Annotated in this window: 9 protein-coding genes; 4 read left to right on the forward strand and 5 right to left on the reverse strand. The window is 68.9% G+C overall.

Annotated features, from left to right (window positions below):
• Positions 1-164: 164 nt before the first annotated feature.
• Both EST26_RS04550 and glnE read right to left on the reverse strand, forming a co-directional pair.
• A complete protein-coding gene (locus EST26_RS04550) occupies positions 165-776 on the reverse strand; it encodes a rhomboid family intramembrane serine protease (RefSeq protein ID WP_291065696.1) in 612 nt (203 codons plus the stop codon).
• Positions 773-3,568 carry a bifunctional [glutamate--ammonia ligase]-adenylyl-L-tyrosine phosphorylase/[glutamate--ammonia-ligase] adenylyltransferase gene (glnE, locus tag EST26_RS04555; protein WP_291065697.1) on the reverse strand — a complete coding sequence of 932 codons (2,796 nt, stop codon included), beginning with the start codon at positions 3,566-3,568 and terminating at the stop codon, positions 773-775. Before glnE ends, EST26_RS04550 begins: the two co-directional genes overlap by 4 nt.
• Positions 3,569-3,777: 209 nt before the next feature.
• On the opposite strand from glnE, the gene EST26_RS04560 reads away from it, so the two are divergent.
• The 4 genes from EST26_RS04560 (at position 3,778) to EST26_RS04575 (ending at position 10,433) form a co-directional block, all read left to right on the forward strand.
• Positions 3,778-7,935 (forward strand): YhdP family protein, encoded by a 4,158-nt coding sequence (locus EST26_RS04560; protein WP_291065698.1) that lies wholly within the window; start codon positions 3,778-3,780, stop codon positions 7,933-7,935.
• Positions 7,936-7,961: 26 nt separating this feature from the next.
• Entirely contained in the window at positions 7,962-8,768 is an 807-nt protein-coding gene (locus EST26_RS04565) for a carbon-nitrogen hydrolase family protein (protein WP_291065699.1), read from the forward strand.
• Positions 8,769-8,829: 61 nt separating this feature from the next.
• Complete coding sequence (locus EST26_RS04570; protein WP_291065764.1) at positions 8,830-9,183, forward strand: hypothetical protein; 354 nt, start codon at positions 8,830-8,832, stop codon at positions 9,181-9,183.
• Positions 9,180-10,433, forward strand: a complete 1,254-nt coding sequence (locus tag EST26_RS04575) for an MltA domain-containing protein (RefSeq protein ID WP_291065700.1) — start codon at positions 9,180-9,182, stop codon at positions 10,431-10,433. The genes EST26_RS04570 and EST26_RS04575 overlap by 4 nt, the downstream gene beginning before the upstream one ends.
• A gap of 24 nt (positions 10,434-10,457) precedes the next feature.
• On the opposite strand, the gene EST26_RS04580 is transcribed toward EST26_RS04575, so the two are convergent.
• From EST26_RS04580 to EST26_RS04590, 3 genes are all read right to left on the reverse strand, one after another.
• Complete coding sequence (locus EST26_RS04580; RefSeq protein ID WP_291065701.1) at positions 10,458-10,940, reverse strand: hypothetical protein; 483 nt, start codon at positions 10,938-10,940, stop codon at positions 10,458-10,460.
• Positions 10,941-11,275: 335 nt separating this feature from the next.
• On the reverse strand, positions 11,276-13,282 hold the full coding sequence (locus tag EST26_RS04585) for a hypothetical protein (protein WP_291065702.1): 2,007 nt from the start codon (positions 13,280-13,282) through the stop codon (positions 11,276-11,278).
• Positions 13,279-14,109, reverse strand: a complete 831-nt coding sequence (locus EST26_RS04590) for a hypothetical protein (RefSeq protein WP_291065703.1) — start codon at positions 14,107-14,109, stop codon at positions 13,279-13,281. The genes EST26_RS04585 and EST26_RS04590 overlap by 4 nt, the downstream gene beginning before the upstream one ends.
• Between the last annotated feature and the right edge of the window lie 7 nt (positions 14,110-14,116).

The raw sequence follows: 14,116 nt of genomic DNA on the forward strand, positions 1-14,116 counted from the left end.
CAAAGGGGGAGGAGGAGTTTTTTCGTCCCGGGATTGCATTCAGGCACACGCCCGAGCGGCTTCGCAGTGAAAAACGGGCGCGCCAGCATCGGTCGATACATCCCACCGAAGCTTTTCACGCGGCGCTGGGCATCGGAGTGCAGGTCGGTGCGAAAAGTTCCAATTCATTGCGCAACCGGCGCGCCTGAGGCCTTGGCCTGGCACCAGCGCAGCGCCTGGCCGAGCACAATCAGTGCGCCGCCCCAGAATGCACCGCTCAGATGGGCGGCTCGCACCACGGTCATGTCGCCGTCGGCCAGCCACGCCAGCGGATAGGTCCAGCCGCGCTCGAGCGCGAGCTTGAGCAGCAGGCCCAGTGCCAGCAGCAGGCCCCAGCGCTGCGCCAGCGCCTGGCGCTGGCACAGCAGTTGCAGCCCCAGCACCGCTACAGCGGCGTGCAGCAGGCCCGAGAGTCCGACCGCGTAATCGATCTGCGGCCACAGCAGCAGCGATGCCTGCGTCAGCGGCCAAGCCAGCAGCCAGGCCAGGCTGCTGGGGCCGCAGGGACGAGCCAGCCAGCCGAACGCGGCCAGCGCGCCGAGCGACATCAGGTTGCCGATCAGGTGGCTGGCGCTGAGGTGCACCCAGGCGCTGCTCCAGAGCGTCCAGGGCTGGCGCGTCCAGTCGTCGGCGCGCCAGCTCAGGGCGTCGGCTGCGCCAGCGCCCAGAAACCAGACCAGCAGGCTGGCACCGGCGTGCAACAGGCACAGCGCCAGCCAGCCGTGCCAGCCCTTCATGGCGTATGCGCGCCCAGCACCTGCTGCCAGAGTCGACGCACCGCCTGCGCGTGCGTGCGCACCAGGGCCGGGTCGACCTGGGTCGGGGCTTCGTCGAGACGCGCGCGGTGCTGCAACTGGCGCAGCGCTCGGTAGGCGCGAGCGGCCGCATCCCCCGTGCCGGGTGAGAGCAGGCCGGCGCGTTCGGCGCGCAGCAGCAGGTCGATGTTGCCGCTGTTGGCGCGCAGTTCGGGGTGTGCGCGGGCGTGCGCCAGCACCAGGTATTGCACCGCGAATTCCACGTCGACCATGCCGCCCGGACTGTGTTTGAGGTCGAACACCTGCGCCGGTACCGGCCGCGCCGCACGCAGTTTGTCGCGCATCGCCACGATTTCGACCGCCAGCGAGGGCGCGTCGCGCTCGGCGCAGATGACGGCTTCGCGCACGGCTTCAAAGCGTGCCGCCAGCTCGGGGTTGCCCAGCACGTGGCGGGCCCGCGTCATGGCCTGGTGCTCCCAGGTCCAGGCGGTGTTGCTGCCGCGCTGCTGCTGGTAATTGGCGTAAGCGGTGAAGCGGGTCACGAGCAGACCCGAGTTGCCATTGGGCCGCAGGGCGGTGTCGATTTCGTACAAATCGCCTTCGCTGGTTTTCACTGTCAGCCAGTTGATCAGCTTGCGCACCAGGGCGGCGTAGATTTCGGGCGCGTTGTCGTGCGCGTCTTCATAAACGAACACGATATCGAGGTCGCTGCCATAGCCCAGCTCCTTGCCGCCGAGCTTGCCGTAGCCGACGATCGCAAAGGCGGGTTCGTCGCGGTGGCGGTTTTTCAGTCGCGCCCAGCACCAGCGCGCGCTCACGCGCAGCACCGCGTCGGCCAGCGCCGAGAGGTCGTCGGCCACTTGCTCGATCGTCAGCAGGCCTTCGACGTCGCGCGCCAGGGTGCGAAACACCTCGGCGTGGTGCGCGCGGCGCAGCAAGTTGAGCAGCGCTTCGTCGTCGTCCTCGCCGTTGGCGTGCAGCGCCTGCAGCCGGGCTTGCAGTTCGGCTTCGAAGGCGGCCGGGTTGAAGCGCTCGGTCAGCAGTTGCGTGCTGGCCAGTTCGTCGATCACGCCTGGGTGCTGGAGCAGGTAGCGCGCCGGCCACTTGGCTGCGCCGAGCAAGCGCAGCAGCCGCTCGTGCACCGAGGGGCGTTCCTGCAGCAGCGCCAGGTAGCTTTCGCGGCGCAGCAGCGGCTCGATCCAGTCGATCAGGCGCAGCGCGGCGGTTTCGCTCACGCGGCCCTCTTTGACCCAGGCACCGGTGCGTTCGAGCAGCCGCAGCAGGCGCGCGCGCGCTTGTTCGCGCAGCGCCAGCACGCGCGGCTGCTCGCACCAAGGGCCGACGCGGGCGGCCAGCGCCGGCGGCAGCAGCGCCAATACAAGCGACAGATCCGGGCTGGCGGCCGGGCTGGCAGCGGTGGCGCCATTCTTGCCGTTGCAGTTTTTGCCGTTGCAGCCGCCCTGCGCCGGGCCACCGAGCAAGGTGTCGAATTCCTGTGCCACCAGCTCGCGCTGGGCGTCGAGCGTGCGCAAGAATTCACCCACGTCGGCGCAGCCCATGCTGGCGGCCAGCCAGGCCAGGTCATCGTCGCGCGTGGGCAGGACGTGGGTCTGCAAGTCGTCCAGGTACTGAATGCGGTGCTCGACCCGGCGCAAAAAGTCGTACGCCTGCGCCAGCGCAGCAGCGGCGGCGGCTGGCATCAGGCTGGCATTGCGCAAGCGCTCGAGCGCACCGAGCGTCGGGCGCTTGCGCAACTCGGGAAACGGGCCACCGCGCACGACTTGCAGCAGTTGCACGGTGAATTCGATTTCTCGGATGCCGCCACGCGAGAGTTTGACGTCGTTGGCGCGGCCGGGGTGGCCCGCAGCCCGCTTGGCTGCGTGCTCGCGTATCTGACGGTGCAGCACACGCAAGGCCTCGAACACGTTGTAGTCCAGGTATTTGCGGTAGACGAACGGCAGTGTCACATCGCGCAGCGGCGTGGCGCTCTTGTTCTGGACGCACACAGCCGGCGCGACGACGCGGCTTTTCAGCCAGGCAAAGCGTTCCCATTCGCGGCCCTGCACCAGAAAATATTCTTCCAGCGCGTCCAGCGAGATCGCGCTCGGGCCCGAGTTGCCGTTCGGGCGCAGCGCCAGGTCAACCCGGAACACATTGCCGTGCTCGGTACTTTCGCCCACCGTGGCGTAAATGTGCTTGACCGCCTTGGCGAAGTATTCGTGGTTGCTGATGCGGTTGCGGCCTTCGGCGTTGCCTTGCGTTTCACCGTCGGCGTCGTAGACGTAGATCAGGTCGATGTCGCTCGAGACGTTGAGCTCGCGCGCGCCCAGTTTGCCCATGCCGACCACCCAGAGTTGGGCGCGCCCGGGCATGCTGGGCGCAGCGGTCGCTGGCTTGACGCGGCCAGACGGCGCCGACTCGGCCATCGGTGCGCCGTGCAGCGCGTCGAGATCGGTGAACGCCAGCGTGCAGGCCAGGTCGAGCGCCAGCTCGGCCAGTTCGGTGACGGCACGCGTGACAAGGGCCAGCGGCGCGCCTTGTTCGCAGTCCAGCACCACCAGCCGCTCGAGCACCAGTTGGCGCAACACCCGCAGCGCCGCCGGCAGCGCCAGACCGCGCGCGCGCAGCTTTTGCAGGCCGTCTTGCATGCTGGCCTTGACCGGTGCGCCGGCCGCCAAGCAGGCCAGTTCTTGCGGGTAGCGCCGACGCACGCGCTGCACGAAGCGCGAGTAGTTCGCCAAACCGTTTGACGTGAAAGTCGGGCCGCGACTCACTTCGCTCCCCTCTCCCGCGTGCGGGAGAGGGGTTGGGGGTGAGGGAGAACGGGCAGGACTTTCATTTGCCGGGGTGGCTTTCAAAGTCATGCCCGTTTGCTTCGTCAGCGGCGCAGCGGCGCAGCCCGCAGGACTGACATTTGTTGACAAAACGGCAGCCTCTGCCGCGGAACCTGTGTGCTGACTGGCCGTCATAATTTGCGGTGCATATGATTCAGAACCCGACCCACGTCGTCCCAGCCACGCCAGGCATCAAGACCCTGGCCGTGGCAACCCGGTGGGTGCTGTGGATCGTGTTCGCTGCCTGGAGCCTGTTTGCGCTGAGCTGGGTCGCATTGCATGGGGTCATTGTGCCCCGTATCGGCGAGGCGCGTCCGCTGATCGAACGCTGGGCCAGCGCCTCGCTCGGGCTTGCCGTGCGTCTGGGTGAGGTGCGCGCCGATTCCGGCAGCGGCTGGTTGCCGGCTTTCATGCCGGCGCTCGAACTGCGCGACGTGCGGCTGCTCGACGAGCAGGGTCGTCAGGTGCTGCACCTGCCGCTGGTGCACGCCGCACTCTCGGTTGGCTCTTTGTGGCGGCTGGGTTTCGAGCAGGTGGTGATCGAGCAGCCGGTGCTCGATGTGCGGCGCGACGCGCAGGGCCGCATCAAGGTGGCCGGACTTGACCTGCTGGGGCCGGGTGACGATGCGGCGCTCGACTGGTTTTTCTCGCAATCGGAATTCGTCATTCGGGGCGGCACGCTGCGCTGGACCGACGAGCTGCGTGCGCAGCCGCCGCTGGTGCTGCAGGGGCTGGAGCTGGTGGCGCGCAACGGCGTGCGCGCGCATCAGATTCGCCTGGACGCCACGCCGCCGCCCGAATGGGGCCAGCGCTTTAGTCTGCGCGGCCATTTTCGCCAGCCCTGGCTGGCTGGCTGGCGCGCCGGCGCGGCCGAGCAGCCGATCTGGCAGAGCTGGGACGGCGAGCTGTACGCCGATTTTCCGCAGCTCGATCTGCTGCCCTGGCGCGCGGCGTTCGATGGCTCCGTTGCCGGCTTGCGCCTGCACAGCGGCCGCGGCGCGCTGCGCGCCTGGGCCGGGCTGCGGCAGGGAAAAATCGAATCCGTCACCACCGACTTGGCGCTGCGCGATGTGCATGCGCAACTGCAGCCGCAGCGGCCGGCGCTGGCGCTGGCGCAGCTCGACGGCCGCCTGCAAGCGCAGTGGAATTCGGCGGGTCTGATATTGGCCAGCGAAGACCTGCGCTTTCGCACCCGTGAGGGTCTGCTCTGGCCGGCGGCGCGCTGGCGGCTGGAGCGCAGCGCAGCGCGCCCCGGGCGAGCAGAGGCAGTCAGTCTGAGCGCCGACCGGCTCGAGCTGGCCACACTCAGCGCATTGGCGCGCCACCTGCCGCTGGACAGCGCAGACCAGGAGCTGCTGGCCAGTCTGGCGCCAGCCGGACGGGTCGAGGGCTTGAACGCGCGCTGGCAGGGCGGCGGCGCCGACGCGGCATCGGCTGCCAAGCCATTGAGCCGCTACCAGGCCCAGGGGCGGGTGGTCGGCCTGTCGCTGCAGGGCCGCCCCAGCGGCCGCCTGTCGCCCTACGGCAACTATGCGCTGCCAGGGCGGCCCGGCATCAGCGGGGCCACGCTCGAGTTCGATTTCAACCAGGCCGGCGGCCAGGCGCAGTTGAGTATCGAAAATGGCGTCATCGAGTTGCCCGACGTGTTTGAAGACCCCCGCATTGCGCTGCAGCAGCTGAGTGCCGCCGTCCGCTGGCGCGTGCAGGGCGAGCATATCGAGGTCGAGCTCGAGCGCTTGCAAGCCGCCAACGCCGACCTCGAAGGCACGGCGCAGGCGCGCTGGCACACCAGCGATGCGGCGCGCAGCCCGGCGCGGTCGCGCTTTCCGGGTGTGCTCGATCTGAGCGCTCGGCTCACGCGCGCCGACGCCACCCGGGTGCACCGCTACCTGCCGCTGTCCGTGCTGCCCGATGCGCGGCGCTACGTGCGCGAAGCGGTGCGCGCCGGCAGCGCCAGCCGGGTCGACTTTCGCATCCGGGGCGATCTGTACGATATGCCGTTTCACAGCCCGGCCAGCCGCCAGGCGGCGGGCGAATTCCGCATCGGCGCGCTGTTGCACGGCGTCGAACTGGACTATGTGCCGCCGCATCTGCAGTCGCCCGGTGACTTGCCCTGGCCTGCGCTGCGCGGCGCCAGCGCCGAATTTTTGCTCGACCGCAGCGCGCTCAAGATCAGCGGTCTGCAAGCCGGCGTGCAAGGGGCGCCGAACGTGCGGCTGCATCAGGCCGGCGTGACCATTGACGATTTGTACCAATCGGTGCTGGTGGCCCATGCCCAGTTGCAGGGGCCGGCGCACGAAGTGCTGGCATTTGTGCAGCATTCGCCACTCAACCAAATGACCCAGCGGGCGCTGGCGCAGGCGCGCATCAGCGGGGCGCTCAGCGGGCAGTTCCGTCTGCAGGTGCCGATTTTCGACAGTGCGGCCAGCCGTGTCAGCGGTACGCTGCGCCTGAGCGACAACGACGTGCAGTTCAGCCCCGACACACCGCTGCTCGCACGCAGCAGCGCCAGCGTCGCCTTCAGCGAGACCGGCTTTACTGTGACCCAGGCCCAGGCCCGGCTGTACGGGGGCGTGCTGCGCTTCGAAGGCGGCATGCAGCCTGAGGCCAACGGTCAGTCACAGATCGAGTTCCGTGGCCAGGGAACGGCCAGTGCCGAAGGGCTGCGCGACGCCGGGCTGGGTTATGTCTCGCGCCTGTTCCGGCACGCCAGCGGCAGCAGCGCCTACAGCGCCCAACTGCGCTTTCGCGCCGGCGTGCCGGAACTGCTGGTCAGCAGCAATTTGCAGGGTATGGCGATCGGGCTGCCGGCGCCGCTGAACAAAAGCGCCGCCGCCTACTTGCCGCTGCGGTTTGAGAACACCGTTTTGTCGGTGCTGGACGCACGGGCACACACCGACCGGCTGCTGCTCGAGCTGGGCACGCCGCTGGCGCCGCTGGCGCGGCTGGACTTTGAGCGCGACATCAGCAGCGCCGAGCCGCGCGTCTTGCGTGGCAGCGTGGCGCTTGGTCTGGCCAGCGGCGCAGCCCTGCCCATGCCGGCCCAAGGCGTGGCGGCCAGCATGCAATTCGATCAGATCGACGTCGACGCCTGGGCGCGCGCGTTCACTGCGGTGACTGGGGCCGACGCGCGCAGTCCCGTTTCGCCGTCACCCCCGGTGGCGGCGGCGCTCAGCGCCAGCCTGGACTACCTGCCGAGCGTGCTGGCGCTGCGCGCCGAGCGCCTTACGCTGGCCGGGCGCAGTTTTCACCGCGTCGTGGCCGGTGGTTCGCGCGCGGGCACACAGTGGCGCGCCAATCTTGCCGCCGACGAGTTCAGCGGCTATATCGAATACCATCAAGGCGGCGCGCAGACCGCCGGCAGCGTCTTCGCCCGACTGACGCACTTGCAACTGGAGCCGACTGCGGTGCGCGAAGTCGAACAACTGTTGCAGCACAAGCCCGACCGCGTGCCCGCGCTGGACATCGTGGTCGACGCCTTGTCGTTGGCTGGTCGCCACCTGGGCCGCGTCGAGGTGCAGGCGGTCAACCGGGGCGCGCTGGCGCGCCCCGGTGAATGGCACCTGACCCGGCTGCAAGTCAGCCTGCCCGAGGCCCGGCTCAGCGCCAGCGGCAACTGGGCCGCCGCTGCGCGGCGCACGGCGCTGCAGTTGCGCCTGGAGATCGACGATTCGGGTCGCTTGCTCGAACGTTTCGGCCACGCCGGTCTGGTGCGCGGGGGTAAAGGCCGCATCGAAGGCAGCCTGAGCTGGCTGGGCTCGCCGCTGGCGCTCGATTACGCCAGCTTGTCGGGCCAGTTGCGCGCCGACATCGAGCGCGGCCAGTTTTTGCAGGTCGACCCCGGCGCGGCCAAGTTGCTCAGCGTGCTCAGCCTGCAGTCGCTGCCCAGACGGCTGGCGCTCGACTTTCGTGACGTGTTTTCCGAAGGCTTTGCCTTTGACTTCGTGCGCGGCGACGCGCGCGTCGAGCGCGGCGTGCTCTGGACCAACAACCTGCAAATGAAGGGCGTCAACGCCGCCGTGTTGATGGAAGGCAGCGCCGATCTGGCGCGCGAACAGCAAGACCTCAGGGTGGTGGTGGTGCCCGAAATCAACGCCGGCACCGCCTCGCTGATTGCCACCGCCATCAATCCGGCGGTCGGCCTGGGCAGTTTTCTGGCCCAGTTTTTGCTGCGCCAGCCGCTGCAAAGCGCGGCCACGCAGCATTTTCACATCAGCGGCAGTTGGGCCGACCCCAAGGTCGAGCGCACCGAGCGGCGCGCACCCGCGCACGACGAGGCGCAAGCGCCGACGCCGACGCTGCAGTAAGCTGCGGTCTTCAGGAGCAAGAAAACATGAGAGTGGCAGCAATTCAGATGGTCTCGGGCAGCAGCCTGGAGCACAACCTCAGTGAGGCTTTGCGCTTGCTGCGCCAGGCCGCCAGCGCCGGCGCCGAACTGGTCGTTTTGCCCGAATACTTTTGCTTCATGGGGCGGCAAGACCAGGACAAGCTGCTGCTGGCCGAGACCCCGGGTCTGGGTGCGGTGCAGGATTTTCTCGCCCATGCCGCGCGCGAGCTCGAGCTCTGGGTCGTCGGCGGAACATTGCCCATGGCCACCAATGACCCGGCCCACGCTGCCAACGCTTCGCTGGTCTACAACCCGCGTGGAAACCAGATCAGCCGCTATGACAAGATGCACCTGTTTCGCTTCGATAACGGCGCCGAACGCTACGACGAAGCCGACGTGTTGCAAGCGGGTGCCAGCCCGGTCGCGTTTGACTGTCGCAGTCGCAGCGGTGAGCGCTGGCGCGTCGGGCAAAGCGTTTGCTACGACCTGCGCTTTCCCGAACTCTACCGCCTGCTGGCGGCCGATCTGCTGCTGGTGCCGGCGGCCTTCACCCACACCACCGGATCGGCGCACTGGGAGGTGTTGCTGCGCGCACGCGCGATCGAAAATCAAGCCTACGTGCTGGCCAGCGCGCAGGGCGGACGGCACGAAAATGGCCGCCGCACCTGGGGGCACAGCATGGTGATCGACCCCTGGGGCGAGGTGCTGGCGCTGCAGGCCGACGGCGCTGGCGTGGTGCTGGCCGAACTCGATCTGGCGCGCCTGCGCCAGGTGCGCCAGCAGCTGCCGGCCTTGCAGCACCGGCGCCTGTGAACCCGCTGGCCGCGCCGCGCCGGCAATTGGCCGCGCCCTGGCGCGCAACGGCATGCAAGCCATGCGACTGATTGCGACCGCCATGAGCCAACACCCGGGAGCCACCGTTTTCGTTGTCGACGACGACACCGGCGTGCGTGATGCGCTGGCCTGGCTGTTGCGCACGCGGCGCTTGCTCTGTGAGGGTTTTGCCAGTGGTGAAACCTTTTTGGCCGAGATCAATGCTTGGCATCAGGAGCCGCAGCGCCCGGGCTGCGTCTTGCTCGACCTGCGCATGTCCGGCATGAGCAGCGTCAGTCCTCATCCGTTGGCGTTGCTGCGGGGCTTGCGCTTGGGTCGCGGCGCTTTTCCCGCTCCAGCGCCTGTGGCAACTCGCCTTTTTTGCGGCCCGAAAACATGGTCCACCAGACGATGAATATCAGCAACAAGCCGGCGCCCAGCGCCTGCAGCAACAACAAGCTCATCGAGGCTCTCCTGGATCGGGTGTGGCCGCTGCGTGCGGCCAGAACATGGGCGCCGGGTCTGCGAACCGGGCTGGCGCTGTTGATTGTAGGAAGTCTGAGCGCTTGCGCCAGCATCGCGCCGCCCGCACCCGCACCCGTGACGGCAGCCCCGGCATTGGCGCTGCCGCCGAGCGACGAGGCAGCGTTGCCAGGGGTGCTGCAACGCCCGGCCAGCCGCTGGGTGCCGGTGCGCTGGGCCGACCTGCCGGGCTGGGGGCAAGACCAGTTGGCGCCGGCCTGGAACGCCTGGGTGCGCGGCTGCGAGCGCCCGGCGCCGGGCCATGCGCTGCTGTGTGCCGAGTTGCGGCAACTCGCTCTGGCCAGCGAGGCCGAGCGCCACGCCTGGATCGAGCGGCGCTTTGCGCCGTTTCGCGTGACCGCGCCCGACGGCAGCGAAGCGCGTGGCCTGCTCACCGGTTATTACGAACCCATCATGCAGGCCAGCCGCCTGCGCAGCGCCAGCCATCAGGTGCCGCTGTTCGCTGCGCCAGCGGGTTTGCGTGCCGCCCCGACCTGGTTCAGCCGGGAGGAGATCGACACCTTGGCGGCCGCCCAGAACGCGCTGGCCGGGCGGGAGATTGCCTGGATGCAAGACCCGATCGAGGCCCTGATCCTGCAAATCCAGGGCTCGGGCCGGATACAGATCACCGAGCCCGACGGCAGCGTGCGCCTGGTGCGGCTGGCTTTTGCCGGCCACAACGGCCACCCCTATCGCAGCGTGGGGCGCTGGCTGCTCGATCAGCGCGCCATCCGGCAGGCCTCGTGGGCCGATATCAAGTCCTGGGCAGCGCAGCACCCGCAGCGGCTGCAAGAGATGCTCTGGAGCAATCCGCGCATGGTGTTTTTCCGCGAAGAGCCGCTGTCCGACTTCGACGCCCAGTTTGGCCCGCGCGGCGCGCAGGGCGTGCCGCTGACGCCGGGGCGCTCGATCGCGGTCGATCCGCGCAGCATTCCCTTTGGCACGCCGGTCTGGCTGGCGACCCAGGGCCCGACGCTCAACCTACAACAACTGGTGCTGGCGCAGGACACCGGAGGCGCCATCGTCGGCGCCGTGCGCGCCGACTATTTCACCGGCTGGGGCAGTTGGAGCGACCCGGCCTTCACGCTGGCCGCAGCGCTCAAGCAGCCGCTGCAACTGTGGGTGTTGTGGCCCCGGCCTTGAGCGTTGGCGCAAGGTTCGAACGGCTCACAGTGCCACCAGGTCGGTTTGCACCGGCCAGCGCAGGCTCGCTGGCCCCCCGTTGGTCGCGGTGATGTCAAACTGGTGCAGCAGCCGCAGCGTGTAGCGGCCCGGGCGGCTGCTGCACAGGCGATAGCCCTGGCCTAGCGGAGTGATCGTGATGCCGTTGCCCGGCGTCGATTGCAGCCGCCAGCCGCTCACCTCGGCTGCGCTCAGGCTCAGGTGCAGGCAAAAGCCACGCTTCATGTTCGACGCCACCGTCAGTTGCTGCCAGGCGCTCAGCACAGCGGCGCCGTTGACGTCGATTCGACCCGGATGGCTGTTTTCCAGCAGTTCGATCATGGGGGGGATGATGATGCGAAAGTCGAGCGCCGCACGCGCGCTGTGGCCCGGCGCCGCCAGTCGGCTGTCGCCGATCCCGCTGGCCGGGTTCAGCAGCAGGCACAAGGCGGCCAGCAAACAAAGCGAGGAACGCAGGCGCCTGGGCATACCGGCTTCATCGGTGTGGCCCAGCGCCACTTGAGCCGCTTGCTGACCGGCGGTTGTGGCCAGCGGCCCAGAGGCTGTGGGCTTTTCATTTCAGGCCCTTCGACAAGCTCAGGGCGAACGGCTTCTGGTGTGGCGTTTTCTGGCGCGACAGTCTCTGGCGTGGTGGTTTCTGGCGTGGCGAGCCCACCCAGCCGTTCACCCTGAGCTTGTCGAAGGGTTCACACAGCGGTGGCCTGGGGAGGAAGCGCAAGTGCAGGCCCTTCGACAAGCTCAGGCCTGTGAGCCCGAGATGGCGCAGACCTTCTTCAGCTCTGGCATCGGCAGGGTCTGTATTCTCAGTCGCTGCGCTGCACCGCAAAGCTGATCTGGCTGGTGCCACGCAGCCAAACCTCGACCTGCGCCTGCCCATCGTCTGCCACGTTCCAGGGCAGCGGCAGGGTGTCGTTGCGCACCGTCAGGCGGCGGGGTCCGGCGGCGACGAAGGGAAACTCGAACCGGCCCTGGGCGTCGGTGCGAACCGTGAAGCGATTGTCCAACAACACCAGCACGTCGGGCACGCCGGCTTCGCCGGCTTCCTGGGTGCCGCTGCGGTTGGCATCGAAATACACCGTTCCCAGAATGCGGCCGCCACCGTCCAGCGGCAAGCCGCCCAGCGGGGCGCTGCGGCTGCCGGCCTGGAACTGGTAGCGCAGCATGACTTGAAACGAACGCTCGGCAATGCGGGGGAGTTCGGGCAGCGGGGGTGCCAGCGGGTCGAGCGGGGTGCGCACGCGGCTGCGTCCGCTGCTGTGGTTGAGGGTGCCTTCCAGGCTCCAGCGCGAAGCGATGCGCCAGTTGGCCCCCAGGTTCAGACCGTGGCGGCGCTTGCCGGTGTTGTCGTGCTCGGTGTTGAGGTGGCCGCGCAAATCGGAGCGGCTGGTGAGCGGGGCGGTAAACGACAGCGCCAGTGACCACAGATGCTGCGCCGGCTCGCCGCTGGCGCGGGATGCCTCGTAGCGGCCCAGGCCCAGACTGCTGGAAAGTGCAAAGCCCTGGGGCAACTGCCATTCCTGGTCGTAGCTCAGCAACTGGGAGGCCCGCTGCTGCGCGCCGCCTGTAAGTTCGAGTCGCAGGCCGCTGTTGCCCCAGGCGTTGCGCCAGCGCCAGTCGCCAAAACCGGTCCAGGCGTCGCGCTCGGAGTGGCGCAGGGCAAAACCGGCGCCCAGGCTGCTGTGGCGGTCCAGGCGCCAGCGTGCCTGGGTGCTGGCGTAGAGGCCGGCGCTGGCGCGGGCGTCCAGGCTGCGAAACCAGTCCAGCGACGCTTCGGCCGACCATTGGCGGCTGCGCCAGCGGGTTCTCGCGTAGGCGCCCATCACATTGCTGACCATGGGGTTCTGGGCCCAGCTCAGTTGCGGCTGCAGGCGGTACAGGCCCAGGCCGTGCCGGCGTGCTCCGGCGTCCCATTCGGCGTCGATCCAAAAGCCGCTGCGTGTGGCGTCGACGTCGCCGGCTCGGGTACGCACGAACTGGCCCTGCACGCGCTGGTCCTGGGTTTCGTGCCGCAAGGCGATCAGGGTCGAGTCCGCGTCGATGAGATCACGCGCGAGCGCGGGTTGCTCCAGCGCCGCTACGCCGCGCGCGGCCTCGTGCTTGAGCGCCAGCGTCCAGCCCCGATGTTCTGGGCCTGCAACGGCGGCCGTGCTGCGCCCCAGTTGCCACTGCAGCGCCAGCGCGCTGCGCCGGCCCGCCCCAGCCCGCCAGCCGCTGGCGTGGCTGCCTTCGAGCCGCCCGGGCTGCCCGCTGCTGGCTTGCAATTGCCAGCCGCTGGCAAGGTTTTCCCATTCGCCGCTGAGCCCTTGCAAGACCGTCGTCGGCAGTTGCACGCGCGTCGGCAGGCGCGTGATGCCGGGGCTGGGCGGGTGGACGATGCCGATGGCATGGTCCGCCCGCCAGCCGCCGGCCAGCGGCAGACCGAGCTGGCGCAGCGTGAGGGTGCCGTCGCGCAAGTCCGGCGCGTAGCGGCCATCGATCGACAGGCTGCCGTGGTTGGGCGTCTCCAGCAGGCCGTAGACGGCGTAACTGACGCCGGCGCGCGGACGCTGTTCAAACGGCTGCGTGCCGAGCCGGGTTTCCAGCCGCAAAAAGCGCGGCATGCCGCTGCGGTCGAACGCCGGCCCGAGTTGCGGATCGGGTTCGGGCGGCAAACCTTCGATCAGGCGGTCTTCGAAGGCTGCAGCGGCGCTGCCTGGCGCCGCATCGGCAGCCACGGCGGCGGCCTGGGCCCAGACGCCAGGCGCTTGAACGAGCGTGAGGGCGAGGGCGAGCAGCGGCAGGCCGCCCGACCCGCGGCGCGGCGCCCTCACGGCGTGAAAGTCAGGTCGAGCGGCAGGCGCTGGCGGCCCCATTCCAGGTGGCCTTTGACCGTCAGTGGAAACCGGATTTCGGCCGTCGGCTGGCCTTCCTGCGTCAACGGCAGCAGGGCAATGTGGCGCGTTTGGCCGGGCAGAATCGGGGCGTCGGCCGGGGCCAGTTCAAAACGGGCTCCGCTTGCGTCGGTGCCGTTGACGAAGCCGGCCAGTCGGCCGTGTGCGTTGCCGCTGTTGTGCACCTCCAGCACGGCGCCGGGCTGGCCGTTGACCAGTTGCACCCGGCTGGCGCTGAGGCTCAGCTTGGGTTCGGCGCCGCCAATGGCCGCGTAGACGATGACGGCGATGCGTCCGCCCACTGGAAAGCTGATCGCGCCCTGCACCTGCACCGGCTCCATGCCTTCGACCATCAGGGCAAAGCGGCATTCACGCGCCGGCGTGCCAGGCGGCACCGTGATCTCGAAGCGAAAGCGAAAGCGCTCGCCGGGCGCGATGCTGAGCTCGCGTCGCTCCAGCGCCACCCAGGGGCGGCAACTGTCGGCGGCGAGTTCGTCCTGAAAATGGATCGACTCGTCGTCATTGAAGCGCCAGTCGTTGCTGTAGATGCGAAAACGTCCGCTTTGCGCGCCTACGTGCTGAATTTCCATCACCTGGCGCGAGGTCTGACCGGCGTTGAGCACGAGCTCGAAGCGCGGCGGGGTGATGAAGGCGCCAAAACCCTGCGCCTGTGCCAGCGCGGCGAACCCAGTCGTCAGCAGCAGGCCCAGGCAAACCATGCAGCCGGATGCCACTGCGGACGTGCGGCGAAAGCTCAAAGTGACCATGGACGGG

It is taken from the genome of Hydrogenophaga sp. (assembly GCF_014773545.1).
GTDB lineage: Bacteria > Pseudomonadota > Gammaproteobacteria > Burkholderiales > Burkholderiaceae_C > Hydrogenophaga.